The 16,591-nt window shown below is 70.3% G+C and carries 17 protein-coding genes; 14 read left to right on the forward strand and 3 right to left on the reverse strand.

The annotated features are described in order from the left end of the window. The 5 genes from T8K17_RS11675 to T8K17_RS11695 all read left to right on the forward strand — a co-directional run bounded on the left by T8K17_RS11675 (position 1) and on the right by T8K17_RS11695 (position 4,244). The gene (locus tag T8K17_RS11675; RefSeq protein ID WP_322334681.1) at positions 1-1,464 is read left to right on the forward strand and encodes an ABC transporter substrate-binding protein; all 1,464 of its coding nucleotides are present in this window, start codon (positions 1-3) and stop codon (positions 1,462-1,464) included. Beyond that, positions 1,461-2,228 (forward strand): SDR family oxidoreductase, encoded by a 768-nt coding sequence (locus tag T8K17_RS11680; protein ID WP_322334682.1) that lies wholly within the window; start codon positions 1,461-1,463, stop codon positions 2,226-2,228. Before T8K17_RS11675 ends, T8K17_RS11680 begins: the two co-directional genes overlap by 4 nt. A gap of 86 nt (positions 2,229-2,314) precedes the next feature. Beyond that, positions 2,315-3,115, forward strand: coding sequence for a competence/damage-inducible protein A (locus T8K17_RS11685; RefSeq protein WP_322334683.1), 801 nt, complete (start codon positions 2,315-2,317; stop codon positions 3,113-3,115). Next, complete coding sequence (locus T8K17_RS11690) at positions 3,112-3,864, forward strand: enoyl-CoA hydratase-related protein (protein WP_322334684.1); 753 nt, start codon at positions 3,112-3,114, stop codon at positions 3,862-3,864. Before T8K17_RS11685 ends, T8K17_RS11690 begins: the two co-directional genes overlap by 4 nt. After that, positions 3,861-4,244 carry a hypothetical protein gene (locus T8K17_RS11695; protein ID WP_322334685.1) on the forward strand — a complete coding sequence of 128 codons (384 nt, stop codon included), beginning with the start codon at positions 3,861-3,863 and terminating at the stop codon, positions 4,242-4,244. The genes T8K17_RS11690 and T8K17_RS11695 overlap by 4 nt, the downstream gene beginning before the upstream one ends. Before the next feature lie 65 nt (positions 4,245-4,309). Here the strand turns inward: T8K17_RS11695 and T8K17_RS11700 are convergent, their stop codons facing one another. Then, the gene (locus T8K17_RS11700; protein ID WP_322334686.1) at positions 4,310-4,738 is read right to left on the reverse strand and encodes a c-type cytochrome; all 429 of its coding nucleotides are present in this window, start codon (positions 4,736-4,738) and stop codon (positions 4,310-4,312) included. A 189-nt stretch (positions 4,739-4,927) separates the two neighbouring features. On the opposite strand from T8K17_RS11700, the gene bchI reads away from it, so the two are divergent. The 7 genes from bchI (at position 4,928) to T8K17_RS11735 (ending at position 11,906) form a co-directional block, all read left to right on the forward strand. Continuing rightward, positions 4,928-5,950 (forward strand): magnesium chelatase ATPase subunit I, encoded by a 1,023-nt coding sequence (bchI, locus tag T8K17_RS11705; RefSeq protein WP_322334687.1) that lies wholly within the window; start codon positions 4,928-4,930, stop codon positions 5,948-5,950. Beyond that, positions 5,947-7,680 (forward strand): magnesium chelatase subunit D, encoded by a 1,734-nt coding sequence (locus T8K17_RS11710; protein ID WP_416153180.1) that lies wholly within the window; start codon positions 5,947-5,949, stop codon positions 7,678-7,680. The genes bchI and T8K17_RS11710 overlap by 4 nt, the downstream gene beginning before the upstream one ends. Before the next feature lie 9 nt (positions 7,681-7,689). Further along, positions 7,690-8,640, forward strand: a complete 951-nt coding sequence (gene bchO / locus T8K17_RS11715; RefSeq protein ID WP_322334688.1) for an alpha/beta fold hydrolase BchO — start codon at positions 7,690-7,692, stop codon at positions 8,638-8,640. Positions 8,641-8,732: 92 nt separating this feature from the next. Further along, positions 8,733-10,202, forward strand: coding sequence for a phytoene desaturase family protein (gene crtI / locus T8K17_RS11720; RefSeq protein WP_322334689.1), 1,470 nt, complete (start codon positions 8,733-8,735; stop codon positions 10,200-10,202). Then, entirely contained in the window at positions 10,183-11,259 is a 1,077-nt protein-coding gene (locus T8K17_RS11725; RefSeq protein WP_322334690.1) for a phytoene/squalene synthase family protein, read from the forward strand. The genes crtI and T8K17_RS11725 overlap by 20 nt, the downstream gene beginning before the upstream one ends. Positions 11,260-11,270: 11 nt before the next feature. Then, positions 11,271-11,744, forward strand: a complete 474-nt coding sequence (locus tag T8K17_RS11730) for a TspO/MBR family protein (RefSeq protein WP_322334691.1) — start codon at positions 11,271-11,273, stop codon at positions 11,742-11,744. 3 nt (positions 11,745-11,747) lie between these two features. Further along, a complete protein-coding gene (locus tag T8K17_RS11735; RefSeq protein WP_322334692.1) occupies positions 11,748-11,906 on the forward strand; it encodes a hypothetical protein in 159 nt (52 codons plus the stop codon). Positions 11,907-11,909: 3 nt separating this feature from the next. Here T8K17_RS11735 and T8K17_RS11740 read toward each other — a convergent pair whose 3' ends face one another. Together T8K17_RS11740 and crtD are read right to left on the reverse strand one after the other, a co-directional pair. Further along, positions 11,910-12,728: a carotenoid 1,2-hydratase gene (locus tag T8K17_RS11740; RefSeq protein WP_322334693.1), complete on the reverse strand. Its 819-nt coding sequence runs from the start codon at positions 12,726-12,728 to the stop codon at positions 11,910-11,912. Positions 12,729-12,751: 23 nt separating this feature from the next. Further along, positions 12,752-14,359 (reverse strand): 1-hydroxycarotenoid 3,4-desaturase CrtD, encoded by a 1,608-nt coding sequence (gene crtD / locus T8K17_RS11745; protein ID WP_322334694.1) that lies wholly within the window; start codon positions 14,357-14,359, stop codon positions 12,752-12,754. A gap of 107 nt (positions 14,360-14,466) precedes the next feature. On the opposite strand from crtD, the gene T8K17_RS11750 reads away from it, so the two are divergent. Together T8K17_RS11750 and T8K17_RS11755 are read left to right on the forward strand one after the other, a co-directional pair. After that, positions 14,467-15,336 (forward strand): polyprenyl synthetase family protein, encoded by an 870-nt coding sequence (locus T8K17_RS11750; protein ID WP_322334695.1) that lies wholly within the window; start codon positions 14,467-14,469, stop codon positions 15,334-15,336. 14 nt (positions 15,337-15,350) lie between these two features. Continuing rightward, positions 15,351-16,499 carry a methyltransferase gene (locus T8K17_RS11755; RefSeq protein WP_322334696.1) on the forward strand — a complete coding sequence of 383 codons (1,149 nt, stop codon included), beginning with the start codon at positions 15,351-15,353 and terminating at the stop codon, positions 16,497-16,499. Positions 16,500-16,591 lie beyond the last annotated feature (92 nt).

Raw genomic sequence — 16,591 nt, forward strand, 5'->3', positions numbered from 1 at the left:
ATGACAGATCCGGTCCTGATCCTTCAGAAGGCGGTCGACCTGCGCGATCCGCATGACTGTACAGACAGCGGCGATGCGCTCGCCCTGCTGGACGCGATATTCGACGCGCCGGTCCGCAGGCGCCCGGACGGCGGGTACGCCCCGGCCCTGGCCGAGCGGTGGGAGGTCAGCGTCGATGCCCGGACCTGGACGCTGCATCTGCGCGACGGATTGAGCTTCCACGACGGCCGTCCCCTGGACGCGGCGGCGATGGCCCGGTCGATCGCGCGGATGCAGCGCCCGGATGTCGGCGCCACCCTGGGTGCGCCGGCCGTGTGGGGCCAGTATCTCGGCGGGGCGATCATCGCGGCGCCGGATGCCCGGACGGTCACGATCGCCACGCGGGAGCCGCTGGCGGACCTGCTCGACATTCTGGTCTCGGCCTATGCGGTTCCCCCGGAGGTCGACGATGCCGGCTTCCTGTCCGCCCCGGTCGGCAGCGGCGCGTATCGCGTCGACGCGGTGGAGCCCGGGCGGTCGGTGCGGCTGTCCGCCAACCCGGACTGGTGGGACACGCCGCCCGCCAATCCTGTGCTGGAGTTCCGCTGCGAACCGGATGCGGATGCACGGGCCGCCGCCGTGGCGCAGGGACGGGCGGGCGTCGCCACCCGGCTGCGCGCCTCGCGGCAGAAGCGGCGGGTCGAGGAGGCGGGGCGGGCCTGGGTGGACTTCACCGACCCGACCTCGATCATCCTGATCCTGAACGCCGCCAAGGGGCCCTGTGCCGATCCGCGCGTCCGGCTGGCCCTGTCCCTGGCCGTGGATCGGCAGCGGGCCGTCGACCGTGTGCTGGACGGCGACGGGGTGCCGCTGACCGGGTATGTGAGTGCCGCCCATCTCGGCGCCGATCTGGTGCCGGGGGACGGCCTCGACCTCGAGCGCGCCCGCGGCCTGCTGGCCGAGGCGGGGCATGGCGCCGGGCTCACCCTTCATGTCGACACCCCCACCCGCCTGCCCGACGAGGCGCAGGCGCTCGTGGCCGAGGTTGCCGAGCAGCTCGCCGGCCTCGGCGTGACCCTGGTGCCGCATGTGACCGAGGACCGGGTCGCCTATGCCGAGCAGGTGCGCGACAAGCGGATCCACGACCTCTGCGTCTTCGACTCCAGCCCGATGAGTACCTTCCGGGTGCTGTACGAGAAGATCGACAGCCGGGTTGCGGGCTCCTGGTGGGAAGGCTATCGCGATCCGGCCATCGAGGACCTGCTGGATACGGCGCGGCGGGAGACCGACACCGAGCGGCGCGAAGAGCTCTACAGCTGGGCCTACCAAGCGCTGCTGCGGAACCCGGCCTGGCTCAGCCTGTACCATCACCGCTTCGGGATCGCCCTGTCGCAGGCCCCCCAGGCGTCGCCGATGCGCGATGACGGGGTGCTGGACGTGACGCTGCTGGCGGCCCTGGACCCAGCGAAAGGATCGAGAGCATGACGCAGAAAGTGGCAATCGTGACCGGCGCGGCGCGGGGTATCGGGCTTGCGGTCAGCAGGCGGTTCCTATCCGAAGGATGGCAGGTCCTGATGGTCGATATCGAGGCGGAGGCATTGCTGGCCGCCCAGGACGGCCTGGGTACCGACGACGCGGTTGCCCAGGTCTGCGACGTCTCCGATCCCGTACAGGTACGCCGGGTCGCCGCGGTCGCCATGGAACGGTTCGGGCGGATCGACGCCGTGGTGAACAACGCCGGCATCGCCGTCTTCAAGCCGCTGCTCGACACCAGCTACGAGGAATGGTCACGGGTGCTGGCGGTCAACCTCAACGGGCCGTTCCTGATGGTACAGGAGACCGCCCGGCTGATGGCCGAGACCGGCGGCGGGGCGGTGGTCAATATCGGCTCGATCTCCGGCCTGCGCGCGAGCACCCTGCGGGTCGCCTATGGGACCTCCAAGGCGGCCCTCGTGCACCTCACCAAGCAGCAGGCGACCGAACTCGGCGAGATCGGCGTGCGGGTCAACCTGATCGCCCCCGGCCCGGTGGACACCGCCATGGCCAAGGAGGTCCATACGCCGGTGATCCGCGCCGATTATCACGACGCGATCCCGCTGAACCGCTACGGGCTGGAGGAGGAGATCGCCAACGGCGTGTTCTTCCTGTGCAGCGACCAGGCCAGTTACATCACCGGCCAGACCCTTGCGGTCGACGGCGGGTTCGACGCGGCCGGGATCGGCCTGCCGACGCTGAGACGCGGCAACTGACCGGATAGGATCGGCGCGCTGCTCCCTTGCTGTCGGCGGGCCGCTGCACCATCCTCTGTCGCCCTCACGTCCGCCCGGAGCCCGCAATGACCGATTCCCCATCTTCGACCGTCACCGCCGCCATGCTGATCATCGGCAACGAGATCCTCTCGGGCCGCACCAAGGACAAGAATGTCGGCTATATCGCCGAGGAACTGACGGCGATGGGCATCCGGCTGTCCGAGGTCCGGGTGGTGCGCGACGACGAGGCGGCGATCATCGAAGCGGTGACCGTGCTGTCCGAGCGCTACACCTACGTCTTCACCTCCGGCGGCATCGGTCCGACCCACGACGACATCACCACGGCCTGCATCGCCAAGGCCTTCGGCGTCCCGGTCGAGCGCAATGCCGAGGCGATGCGGCGGCTGACCGCGCACTACGCCAACAGCGGCGTCGAGTTCAACGCCGCCCGCCAGAAGATGGCCGAGATCCCGGTCGGCGCCGACCTGATCGACAACCCGGTCTCGGCCGCGCCGGGGTTCATCCTGAAGAACGTGCATGTGATGGCCGGCGTGCCGCGCATCCTTCAGGCGATGTTCGAAGGCCTGAAGCCGGCGCTGACCGGTGGCGCTCAGATGCTGTCGCGGACCGTGGCCTGCACGGTCGGCGAGGGCACCGTGGCCGGCGGTCTGGGCGATATCCAGACGCAGTTCCCGGATGTCGAGATCGGCAGCTATCCGTATTTCCGCGCCGGCGCGTTCGGCACCAGTCTGGTCCTGCGCGGAACCGACGAGACACGGCTGGAGGCGGCCACCGAGGAGGTGCGCAAGCTGGTCCGGTCGCTGGGCGGCGAGCCGATCGATATCGACGACGGGTCGGAGACCGGGACCCAGGAGGCCGCGTCGTGAGTACCGTCAGCATCGAACGTTACGACCACGTCGCCCGCGTCACCCTGAACCGTCCGACCAAACGCAACGCGATGAGCAGCGACGTCGCAGCCGAACTGACCGCCGCCTTCCTGTCCCTGGCCGGCGAGGACGGCCTGCGGGCGGTGGTCCTGTCCGGCGAGGGGCCGAGCTTCTGCGGCGGGGCGGACGTGACGGAGCTTGGCGCGCTGACCCCGGAGACCGCGGAGGGGTTCATCCGGGGGCTGCACGCCGCCATCGCCTCGGTCATGGTCTGCCCGGTGCCGGTGATCGCCGCGATCCGGGGCGCCTGTATCGGTGCCGGTCTGGAACTGGTGGCCGGCTGCGACATGCGGCTGGCCAGCCACGACTCCCGGTTCTCCATGCCCGAGGTGAAGATCGGCGTCCCGTCGGCGATCGAGGCGGCCCTGCTGCCGCGGCTGATGGGCCGGGGCAAGGCCGCGCGGTTCGTGCTCACCGGCGAGACCATCGACGCGGAGACCGCATTGAACTGGGGCCTGGTGGAGGAACTGGTCTCCGGCGACGACCTGATGTTCCGGGCCGGAGCGCTCGCGGCCGAGGTGGCCGAGGCGGACCCGCTCGCCATTCGCGCCCAGAAACGGCTGATCCGCGCCTGGGACGACATGAGCATCGACCAGGCGGTGGAAGCCAGCGTGCGCGAGTTCGCCGACAGTTATCGCACGGACGCACCCGCAACGCGGATCGCCGCGATCCTGGCCGGCAGGAAATGAAACCGGCCGCCGCGCTCCTCGTCCTGACGATCGGGGCGTCGCCGGCGGCGGCGGCCTCGCTGGACGGTATCTGGGGCGTGGACCGGGACGGCGCGGCGGACTGCACCCTGGTCATGGTGCTGCGCGACGGCACCTATGCGAAGGTGCTGCTCGATCTGGGCACCACCCAGGGCAAAAGGGACAGCATAGCCGGGACCTCGACCTATACCCTTACCGGGGATCGGATCGAGATCGCGCCGACACTGTCCTTTGCCCGGCCGGAGCCGCGGCAGGTCCTGCACTGGGACCCGGTGGGGGACGTCCTTCTGCGCGTGGAGCCGGCACCCCGGCTCACCTACAGACGCTGTCCCGACCGGCCGCTGAACCCGATGACCCGTTAGGGCAGGATCGGGCCGGATCCCAGCGTTCCGAAGCGTGATTCGGTCTGAAGCCTGCGACAGTCAGGCTATTTGCCTTCTTCCTTGCCTTCGAAGAACGGCTGCAGATAGGCCAGGATATCGTCGGCCTCTTCTTTGTTCTTCAGGCCGGGGAACGTCATCTTGGTACGCGCCTTGTCCTTGCCGATGACGGAGCCGATATAGCCGTTCGGATCGACGATGTACTTCTCGAAATGCTCGGCGTTCCAAGGGTCGATCGTCGCGCCGGCGGCGACCATGTCGTCGGAGTGGCTGAAGCCCGGGAAACTGCCAGCCTTGCGCTGGAACAGATTGTAGAGCGACGGACCCACCTTGCGCTTGCCGTCCGCAAGCGAGTGGCAGGCCTGGCATTTGACGAACAGCTTCTTGCCGGCGGCTGCATCGCCCGCCGCGTGGGCGGCACCCGGCAGGGCCAGACTGATCAGGAGGGCGGCGGCAGTCGATAGACGAACTAGCACGATTCTACTCCCTAAGGTCGTATTGTCCCGTCCAGCGATTTGTTTCGCAGACGTTGGGTGTCAACCCTAAGCGACACTTCGGTCGGGGAGCAACCCTGCTCGGGTACGTAACTCCCGTCAGTGCGGTGCCGGAGAATCCCGCTGTTTCCGTCCTTGTTTTGCCGTCGGTCACGCGACATCATGGAATTTATGGCGGCTTTGTATCCCTTCAGTGCGATCGTTGGACAGTCGGAGATGCTGCTCGGCTTGACAGTCGCATCTGTCGATCCGAGCGTTGGCGGCGTTCTGATCTTCGGCGAACGCGGCACCGGAAAATCCACCGCGATCAGGGCGCTGGCCCACCTTCTGCCGACCATGAAGGTCGTCGACGGGTGCCGGTACAATTGCGATCCCTCCGCCCCCGCCGACCTGTGCGGGCACGCCTGCGCCAAACAGGGCGGGCGGCGGAAGTCGGCGGATGTGCCGATCCCCGTGGTCGATCTGCCCCTGGGGGCGACCGAGGACCGGGTTGTGGGCGCGCTGGACCTGGAGGTCGCGCTCAGCCGGGGCGAGAAGCGGTTCGAGCCCGGCCTGCTGGCACGCGCCCATCGCGGCTTCCTCTATATCGACGAAGTGAACCTGCTGGAGGACCACCTGGTCGATCTGCTGCTGGATGTCGCGGCGTCCGGCGAGAACGTGGTCGAGCGCGAGGGATTGAGCATCCGACACCCGGCGCGCTTCGTCCTGGTCGGCAGCGGCAACCCGGAGGAGGGGGAACTGCGACCGCAGCTCCTCGACCGCTTCGGTCTGTCGGTGGAAGTCACCACGCCGAAGGATCTGAAGGACCGGGTGGAGGTGGTACGCCGCCGCGACGCCTTCGAACGGGACAAGGCCGGCTTCGTCGCCGCTTGGACCGGCAAGGAGGAAGCGATCCGCCGCAAGATCGTCCGCGCCCGCAAACTTCTCGGCGCGGTCGAGGTGCCGGACGCCGTGGTCGAACGGGCCGCGGAGATCTGTCTGGCACTCGGCACCGACGGGTTGCGCGGCGAGTTGATCCTGATGCGGGCCGCCCGGGCGCTCGCCGCCCTCGACGGCAAGAAGACCGCCACCGTCGAACATTTGCGCCGCGTCGCTCCGATGACCTTGCGGCACCGCCTGCGCCGCGATCCGCTGGACGATGTCGGCGCGAGCGTGCGGGTCGAGCGGGTGCTCGACGAGTGTTTCGCGGCGTGACGGCGCCGGCGGCCCCAGCCCTTTCCGATGCCGCGTTGGCGGCCGTGATGCTGGCGATCGATCCGCTCGGACTGGGCGGGATCTGGGTACGGGCGCGGGTCGGGCCGACCCTGGATCAATGGACCGCCCTGTTCCGCGCCTGTCTGCCGCCGGCAATGCCGGTCCGCCGTCTGCCGGTGCACGTGGCCGACGACCGGTTGATCGGCGGCATCGACCTCGCCGCCTCCCTGAGGGGTGGGCGCACCGTTCACGAACGCGGCCTGCTGGCCGAGACCGACGGCGGCATCCTTGTCGTCCCCATGGCGGAGCGCATGACCGGCGCGACGGCATCGCGGCTCGCCGCCACCCTGGACCGGGGGGCGGTTGTGGCCGAGCGCGAGGGGATCAGCGCCGTCTGGCCCGCCCGTCTCGGCGTGGTCGCCATCGATGAAGGCCGGGACGACGACGATCCGGTGCCGGCCGCTCTGCTCGACCGGCTGGCGCTGGCGATCGATCTTGACGCTCCCCTCGACCATCGGGAGACGGACCTGTCCGGCGGGATCGCGCGGGCGCGCGCCTGTCTCGGCGACGTGCGGATCGACGGTCCGGAGTGCGAGGCTCTCTGTTCGATCGGCCCGGCGCTCGGTGTGGAGTCGTTGCGTCTGGCGCTCGCGGCCCTGCAGGTCGCCCGGGTGCACGCCGCCTGGAACGGACGCGACGCGGTCGCCCGGTCGGACGTGGAGGCGGCGGTCCGTCTCGTCTTCGCCCGGCGCGCAACCCGACTTCCGGCACCCGCCGAAGAGCCGGCCGCGGAGGAACAGACGTCTTCGCCACCGCCGCCGGCCGACGAGTCGGAGCGCACGGACGACAATGCCACCGCCGACGCGAGCGGCGACCGGCTGGTGGAGGTGGCGCGGGCCGTGCTGCCGCCGGACCTGTTGGCCCGGCTCGCCGGCGGCCTGATGCCCAAGCGTCAGGGGACTGCGGCCGGACGCCGGGGGGAGGGAGCGGCCTCGCGGCGGCGCGGCCGTCCGCTCGGCACCGTTCCCGGCGATCCGCGGCGGGGCGACCGGCTGAATCTGGCGGACACCCTGCGGGCGGCGGCGCCCTGGCAGAGGCTGCGCGGACGCCAGGGTGCGACCGTGTTGGTCCAGCCGCAGGATTTCCGCGTCACCCGCTACAAGCACCGCAGCGAGAGCGTGACCATCTTCGTCGTCGATGCCTCTGGATCGTCGGCCCTGCACCGGCTGGCCGAGGCCAAGGGGGCCGTCGAACTGCTGCTGGCGGAATGCTATGTGCGCCGCGATCAGGTGGCGCTTCTGGCGTTTCGCGGACCGGCGGCGGATCTGCTCCTGCCGCCGACCCGGTCGCTGGTCCGTGCGAAACGGATGCTGGCCGGATTGCCCGGCGGCGGGGGAACGCCACTCGCCTCGGGCCTCGATATGGCCGCCGGTCTGGCCCGGTCGGTAAGACGCGAGGGCAGATCTCCGTCCCTGGTCGTGCTTACCGACGGCCGGGCCAATATTGCCCGCGACGGCGCGCCCGGCCGCGAGTCGGCGACCCAGGATGCCATCGACGCGGCGCGCCGGATCGCCGTCGAGAACCTCCCCGCCCTGGTGGTCGACACCAGCCCCCGGCCCAGGCCGGAAGCGTCGGCGCTGGCGGGAACCATGCGAGCGCTCTACCTGCCGCTTCCCCAGGCCGACGCGGCGGCGGTGTCCCGCGCGGTGATCGCCGCGCGCGGCGGCTAGGCCCCGGCCGTGCCATCCGCCCGCGATCTCGACTGGGACCGGGACAGGGCCGACTGGCCCAATGCCCCCTACAGCCGGTTCCTGCGCGCCGGACGCCTCCGCTGGCATGTCCAGATCGCCGGGGCGGGTCCGGCACTGCTGCTGCTTCATGGAACGGGCGCATCGAGCCATAGCTGGGCCGGAATGGTGGCGGGGCTGGCGCGGGACTTCACGGTCGTCGCGCCCGACCTGCCGGGCCACGGCTTCACCGGCTCGGCCTCGCCCTACGGCCTGTCGCTGCCGGGCATGGCCCATGGCATCGGCGCGCTTCTCGACGCCCTGGACATCCGGCCGGTCCTGGGTGTCGGCCATTCCGCCGGCGCGGCGATCCTGGCCCGCTGCGCTCTCGACGGCCGGCCGCCCCTGCAGGCGCTGATCAGTCTGAACGGGGCGCTGGTCCCGTTCGACGGGGTGGCGGGACGGCTGTTCTCGCCGCTGGCCAAGCTGCTGGCGATCAACCCTGTCACGCCCGGATTCCTCGCCCGGCGGCTGTCCCGGCCGGCCGCCTTCGACCGGCTGATCGCGAGCACCGGGTCGAGCGTGGATGCGCAGAGCTCGGCAATCTACCGCCGGCTCGCCGCCAGTCCCCGGCATGTTGCGGGAACGCTGGGCATGATGGCGAACTGGGATCTGCGCCGTCTGGCGCGCGACCTGCCGGATCTGACTCTTCCGCTGGTCCTGGTCGCGGCGTCGGGAGACCGGACGGTTCCGCCGGGCCAGGCGTCGGATCTGGCGGCCCGCATCCCCACGGCGCGCCTCGAGCGGCTGCCCTGGGGCGGGCATCTCGCCCATGAGGAACGGCCGGAGGAAATCGTCGCCCTGGTCCGTCGACTGGCCGCCGAGTTCGGCATCCTGCCTGGCTGCGGCGCATCCGCCGCTTCAGGCTTGGAAAATGAATTGGACACACGTAGTGTAAATTAATGGATACACTCGATCTGCCGATTGGGAGACGCGTCGCAGGACGCTCCCACCCCCCGCCCGACGGGCGGTCGGAAGATCGGCGGCCCCATGCCGTGGTCATCGGCGCCGGGTTCGGCGGTCTGGCCGCAGCGATCCGGCTCGGCGCGCGCGGCTATCGGGTGACGGTCCTGGAAAAGCTCGACGCCCCCGGCGGCCGGGCTTTCGTTTTCCGGCAGGACGGTTTCACCTTCGACGCCGGGCCCACGATCATCACCGTGCCCTTTGTCTTCGAGGAGCTGTGGACCCTCGCCGGCCGCCGGTTCGCCGACGATATCGATCTGCGGGAGCTCGACCCGTTCTACCGGATTTCGCTGGCCGACGGCCGCTTCATCGACGTCTGCCGCGACGAGGCGGAGATGCGCCGGCGAGTCGATGTCCTGTTTCCGGGCGAGGGGGCGGGGTTTCTCCGGTTCCAGGCCGAATGCCGGCGGCTGTGCGATCTGGCCTTTCTCGGCCAGAGCGACCGGCCGATGCACGATCTGGTCGGCATGGCGAAGCTCGCTCCCGACCTGCTGACCCATGGCGCGCTGCGCTCGGTCCATGGATTGGCGGCGAAATACGTGCGCGACCCGGACCTGCGGGCGATCCTCAGCTTTCACCCGCTGCTGATCGGCGGCGATCCGTTCAAGACGACGGCGGTCTATGCCCTGATTCCCGAACTGGAGCGGCGCTGGGGCGTGCATTTCGCCATGGGCGGCACCGGCGCTCTGGTGCAGGGCCTGGCACGGCTGATCGCCGGGCAGGGGAGCGAGATCCGCTGTGCCGAGGAGGTCGACGAGATCCTGGTCGAGGGCGGCCGGGCGACCGGCGTGCGGCTCGGCTCCGGCGAGACACTGGCGGCGGACCTTGTCGTCTCCAACGCCGATCCGGGCTGGACCTACGGCCATCTGCTGCGACGGACGGCCCGGCGGCGCTGGACTGAGCGCAAGGTCGCCCGCGCCCGCTACTCCATGAGCCTGTTCGTCTGGTATTTCGGCACCGACAAGCGCTACGAGGACGTGCCGCATCACAGCATCCTGCTGGGTCCGCGCTATCGCGGTCTGCTGGACGACATCTTCCGGCGCAAGACCCTCGCCGACGATTTCAGCCTCTATCTGCACCGGCCGACCGCGACCGATCCGTCGCTGGCGCCGCCGGGGCACGACGCTTTCTACGTTCTGTCCCCGGTGCCCAACCTGTCGGCGGATATCGACTGGGAGAGTGCGGCGGAGCCCTATCGTCGCCGGATCGAGCGCCACCTGTCCGACACCGTTCTTCCGGGATTGGCGCAGTCGGTCGTGTCGTCCCATGTTGTCACGCCGCCGTACTTCCGGGACCGCCTGAACACGCCCCTGGGTGCCGGCTTCTCGTTGCAGCCCCTGCTCACCCAGAGCGCCTGGTTCCGGCCGCATAACCGCTCCGAAGAGGTCGAGGGCCTATATCTGGTCGGGGCGGGCACCCATCCGGGCGCCGGCGTGCCGGGTGTCCTGTGTTCCGCAAAGATTCTCGACACCGTGGTGCCCCATGCCGAAACGCTCCGCTGAGGCCGCCCTGGAAGCGGCCGACCGGTTGGCCTGCCGGGCGATGATCGCCCAGGGGTCGCGCAGCTTTCACGCCGCCTCCCGCCTTCTGCCCGCCTCGGTCGCGGAGCCGGCCCTGGCGCTCTACGCCTTCTGCCGGACCGCCGACGACGCGGTGGACGAGGCCGGCGCCGATCGGGTCGACGCCGCCGTCGAGACGGTGCGAGATCGGCTGGACGGGATCTACGCGGGCCGGCCCGCCGACGACCCGGTGGATCGGGAGTTCGCCCGGGTGGTGGCGCGTTTCGCCCTGCCACGCGCGCTGCCCGACGCGCTGGTGGAGGGATTCTCCTGGGATGCCCGCGGGCGTGAGTACGAGACCATCGACGAGTTGCGCGCCTATGCGGCCCGGGTGGCCGGCAGCGTGGGCGCGATGATGACGGTGCTGATGGAGGCCCGGTCCGCGCCGGTGATCGCCCGTGCGGCCGATCTGGGTGTGGCGATGCAGCTCACCAACATCGCCCGCGATATCGGCGCCGACGCCCGACTCGGCCGACTGTATCTGCCGAAGCTGTGGATGCGGGAGGCCGGGATCGATCCCGACGCCTGGCTTGCCCGGCCGCGTCACGACCCCGCCCTGGCCGAGGTCGTCCACCGCCTGCTTATGGAGGCGGAGCGGCTGTATGTCCGATCCCATGCCGGCATCGGCCAGTTGCCGGTTGCCTGCCGCACGGGGGTGCGGGCGGCGCAACTGCTCTATGCGGAGATCGGCCGGGAGGTGGCACGCCGCGGCTATAACGGCGTGGACCGCCGGGCGGTCGTCGGCCGCCGTCGCAAGCTGACGCTACTCGCCTGGGCCATGCTCACCGGGCAGCGGGTGACGCCCGGCCTTCGCTTCGAACCGTTACCGGAAACCCGCTTCCTGGTGGAGGCGGTGGCGGCGAGCCCGGCGCCGCGTCCGCAGCCCGGGCGCACCTTCGGGGAGCGCGCCGTGTGGACCACCGATCTCGTCATGCGCTTGGAAAAGGGCGACCGACGCCCTAGATCCGTTTCGGCGGGGACGCCGCTCGGCCAAGCCTGAGGGAGACTTTTTTGTTCGATCCTGCCCTGCTCGTGTTCATCGCGGCCTGTACTGCGGCGGCGCTGACCGGCGTCTTCTTCAAGCCCGGCCAATGGTACGAGAACTTGGCCAAGCCGCCGTGGCGGCCGCCGAACTGGCTGTTCGGCCCGGCCTGGACGATCCTGTACGCGATGATCGCGATTTCCGGATGGATGGTCTGGAAGGCCTCGTCCTGGCCCGCGGTGGCGCCGGCGATGGCGATCTATGGGGTTCAGCTCCTGCTGAACGCCGGCTGGACGCCGCTGTTCTTCGGGCTGCGCCGCCCGGACCTGGCCTTCTACGAGCTTCTGCTGCTCTGGGCCTCGATCCTGGCGACGACCCTCACTTTCCTGCAGATCTCGCAATTCGCCGCCCTGCTGCTGGTGCCCTATCTGTGCTGGGTGACCTTCGCCGGGGCGCTGAACCGCAGCATCGTGCTGCGCAACCCGGATCTGGCGAGGGGGTAGGCGATGTCCTCGCAGATGCTGTCGCTGATCGAGCCGCTGTTCATCGTGGTCGTGGCGTTCGGTATCGGGTTCTGGCAGCTGCGTGAGCTGAAGCAGCTCAAACGGGAGCGCGAGCGGCGGGAACGCGAACAGGCGCGCGAGGACGGCTCGGAGCCGTGCTGACGGTCAGTTGGAACGGCCCGTCCAGCGCGGCATCCGGAACGGCAGCATCAGTTTGACGACGGGATGGGCGAAGCGGTCCAGATCCAGGCTCTCATGGATCGCCGCCAACCGCTCGCCGCCCAGCCGGGTCTCTAGCACCTCGCGGGTGTAGAACGGGCTGTCCTCCAGCACGCGCAGAATCGCGGCGCCGTTGCTGGTATCGGCCCGCGTGTTCCGCCGCACGCCCCAGAACCCGTCCGACAGGCAGATCTGCGGCGGTGGGGTGAAGGGCTCGACCGTTCCGTCGGCCCCGAACCGGAGGGCGAGGCGCAGGTCTCCGCCGTCCCGGCGCTCGGCGTCGTACAGCACCGTCGCCGTCCCGTCCTGGCGCAGCCGCGACCAGTCCCACCGCCGGAACCCCGCCTCCAGCGGGTCGCTACCGTGGTTGGCGTCCAGGTATCCATGCCCGCTCCACCGGGTCTCGGGGCTGTCCAGATCGACCTCGATCCGCGCCAGCGGTGCGATCGGTCGCCACTGGTGACGGCCCTCGGGGTCCAGCGGGAACTGCCGACCGGGCATCGCCTCCGGGCTCAGGGTCACGGTCCCCCGGATCGGGGTGAGATGCGGGGTGGCCCGTTCGTCCAGCGTGATGGTCAGGGCCGATCCGGACCAGTGCAGCGACGACCGGCCCAGGGTGAACCGGTCCTGAGTCCGGTCGAGGGCGCCGCGCCCACGCTCGGTCATCGCCCAGCGGTCGGCGTCCCGGCCGTACAGCGCCACGTTCACGGCGCAGTGATTCTCCGGATCGCGGCGGCCGGCCCAGGCGTAGTAGGGCGAGAACACGCTGCCGACGAAGGCGATGATCGTCAGTCCGCAGGTTCCGTCGTCGCTGAGCGCATCGACATACCACCAGGCATAGCCACCCGGCGGGACCGGCTGCGCGAAGTCAGGTCCGCCAGGATCCGCTCGGCCGCCTGTCGTCCGGACAGGGCCGCCATCGCGATCCCCGGTCCCGGATGGACGCTGCCTCCCGCCAGATAGAGGCCCGGGATCCGGCTGGCCGCCCCGCTGCGCTCGAACGCCGCCTTCCAGCCATGGCCCGCCGGACCGTAGATCGCCCCGCCCGTTCCCGGAAACCGCTGGGCGAAATCCGCCGGCGTGGTGACCGCGGTCCGTGTCGTCGCCGGATCGAGGGAGAGCCCGCACCGCGCCATCAGGTCCATCGCGCTTTCCTGGCATCGTTCGGTCTCCTCGTCCTGGAAGCTGTGGGTGTCGCCGGTGGCCGGCGCGTTGATGATGGCGAACAGCCGCTCGGATCCGCCGTCCCCAGCCGACTCCCCGGCATCTCTATCCTGGGCGCAGAGGTAGACGGTCGGCCGCCGCGGCAGTCGCCTCCGATGAAACAGGTCGTCGAACTCGCCGCGGTAGTCGTCGCCGAAGAAGACGTTGTGCCGGACCAGCGGAAAGCCCTGCGGAACGGCGACCATCGACAGGGTCAGCGCCGAGAGCGAGCGCCTGTCGGCGGGCGTGGCCGGGGCCGCGCGCCGCACGGCATCGCCGAGCAATCCGGTCCCCAGCGCGCTCACATCGCCGCAGAACACGACGGCATTGGCCGCCAGCGTCTCGCCGTCGGCGAGTCGGACGCCCGATGCGCCACCGCCGGCGGTGAGGATCCTGTCGACGGCGGTGCCGAACCGGAAGTCGACCCCCTGCGCCCGCGCCACCTGCATTATCTCTTCGGGTAGCCGACCCATCCCACCGTCGATAGTCCAGACCCCCGACTGTTCCACATGGGCGATCAGCATCAGCGTGGCCGGGGCCTGGAACGGGGACGCGCCGCAATAGGTCGCGTAGCGGGCGTAGAGCTGACGCAGGCGCGGGTCGTGGAAGCGGCGGCCGAGCCCGTCCCAGAGTGTGGCGAAGGGCTGGGCGGCGGCCAGATCGCGCGCGCCGGTCAGGCCGCCGGCCAGGGACAGCCCGACCGGAGTCGGACGCGGGCCACGGATGAACGGCGCCTCCATCGTGCGGTACACCCGTGCCGCGTGCTCGCAGAAGGCGCGGTACCGGTCCGCCTCGGCCGGCCCGGCGAACGCCCCGATCGCGGCCGCCGAGCGTTCCGGATCGGCATACAGGTCCAGGCGCTCGTCCTGGCTCCAGGCATGACGGGCCAGGATCTCGGCGGGCCGCAGCGTGAGGTGGGCGTCGAGGCTGGTACCGGCATCCCGGAACAGCTCCTCGAAGACCCAGCGCATGGTCACGACGGTCGGACCGGAATCGACCGGGCGATCCTCCACGGTGATGTGCCGGATCTTCCCGCCTGGCGCTTCCGCCGCCTCGACCACCGTCACCGCGAGGCCACGGGAGGCGAGCAGCAGGGCGGACGACAGCCCGGCCATCCCCGCGCCGACGACGATCGCGCGGTCGCGGGCCGGCGGTCTGGCGGGGGTGTCGCGCTTCCGGTCTGAGCGGATCATCGGCGGCCGCAATCGTTCGTTGCCGGGGAAAACACGATGTGTATAGAATATATGACAGTTAATAATGTTCAATAATAATTACACTCGATCTCGCACGGGAGGCGGACATGGACATCAGGCTCAGGATCGAACAGGCCCTGGAGGCCGCCGTCTCGGTCGGCGAGACCTCCGAAGCGCCGCCGGGCCTGGCCGCGGCGATCCGCTATGCCGTTTTCCCGGCCGGCCACCGGATCCGACCGCGCATCCTTCTGGGTGTCGCGGCGGCCTGCGGCGACGACGCCCCGAAGGTGAGCGCCGCGGCGGCGGCAGCCATCGAACTGCTGCACTGCGCCTCCCTGGTGCATGACGATCTTCCAGCCTTCGACGGGGCCTCGACCCGCCGCGGGAAACCGTCCGTACATCGCGCCTACGGAGAACCGCTGGCGGTGCTCGCGGGCGACGCGCTGATCGTGATGGCCTTCGAAACCCTTGCCCGCCAGGCGGGCGACCGGCCCGAGCGGCTGGCGCCCCTGATCGGTGCCGTCGGCCGCGCGGTCGGCTCGCCGGGCGGTATCTGCGCCGGGCAGGCCTGGGAATGCGAGGCCAAGGTGGACCTGTCCGCCTATCAGCGGGCCAAGACCGGTGCGCTGTTCGCCGGGGCCGCCGCCGCTGGGGCCGTTGCCGCCGGACGGGCCGGCGATCCCTGGATGGCCTTCGGCAACGGGTTGGGCGAGGCCTATCAGGTGGCCGACGACATCTGCGACCTGATCGCGGACCCCGAGGTCATCGGCAAGCCGGTCGGCCAGGACCAGGCCAACGCCCGGCCCAACGCCGCCCGGGAACTGGGTATCGACGGCGCGAAGAAATGGCTGGGCACGCTGATGCGCCGGGCCATCGACTCGATCCCCGACTGCCCCGGCCGCGACGGCCTCTGCGAGATGGTCATGGCCGAAGGCGGCAAGATCCTGCCCAAGGGAGCCGTGCGGCACGCCGCCTGAGGGCGGGTGCCGTCATGGCCGATCACGTCGCCAATCGGGTCCCACCGCCCGCCCGGTCCTGGTGGGACCGCTGGCTCGACCTGCGGGTCCGGCTGATTGCCGATCCGAGGTTCCAGCGGTTCGCCAACGGCTTTCCGCCGACACGGTGGATCGCCCGGCGCAAGGGCCAGGCCCTCTTCGACCTCTGCGCCGGCTTCGTCTATTCCCAGATCCTCGTCGTCTTCGTGCGCTTCCGCATTGCCGAGCGGCTGGCCGACGGTCCCCGCACCGTGGCCGACCTGGCCGGCGACCTCGCGCTCGACCCCGACGCGGTCGAGCGGCTGTTGCGGGCAAGTTCGGCCCTCGGCCTGACCCGGCTTCGCGGGGAGGGCGCCTACGGGCTCGACGATCTCGGCGCCGCGCTGCTCGGGAATGCGGGCGTGGCGGAGATGGTCGAGCATCACGCCGCCCTCTACGCCGACCTCGCCGATCCAGCCGCCCTGTTGCGCGGTCGGACGGGGGAGGCGTCGCTGGAACGGTATTGGGGCTATGCCACGGCACCGAAGGCGCAGGCGCTGGGAAGCGAGCGGGTCGCTGCCTATAGCGAGCTGATGGCCGCCTCGGTGCCGATGATCGCCGAGGACGTACTCGACGCCTATCCGATGGACGGACACCGGCTGCTCATGGACGTGGGCGGCGGGACCGGGCGGTTCGTGGCCGCGTCGCTCCAGCGCACGCCGGATCTGCGCGGCCTGGTCGTCGACCTGCCGGCGGTTACCGAGATGGCCGGGCGCCGACTCGCCGAAGACGGCCTGTCCGGACGGGCGGAGGTCGCGGGACTGAACTTCCACAGCGATCCGCTGCCGGTCGGCGCCGATCTGGCGACCCTGATCCGGGTATGCTTCGACCATGACAACGCGCGGGTCGCCCGCCTGCTCAGACGCATTCGCGACGGGATGGCGCCGGGCGGCAAGCTCCTGCTCGCCGAGGCGATGACCGACGCGGACCGGCCCGAGCCGATCGGCGACGCCTATTTCGGATTCTACCTCCTGGCCATGGGCCGCGGGCGTTGCCGCAGCGTCGAGACGCTGAGCGGCATGCTGCGCACGGCCGGCTTCCGCAGCGTCCGTGAGGTGGCGACGCGCCGGCCCATGCTGGCCCGGCTGCTGGTCGCCGAGGTGTAAAGCGACTGGTTAAGAAAAGATGTCAAAAAGATTTGACACTCTAAAATGTAAAGTTAGACTGACAATCCTAGATAGAGCGGACCCAACCCGCC

This window comes from Thalassobaculum sp. OXR-137, from assembly GCF_034377285.1.
Classification (GTDB): domain Bacteria; phylum Pseudomonadota; class Alphaproteobacteria; order Thalassobaculales; family Thalassobaculaceae; genus Thalassobaculum.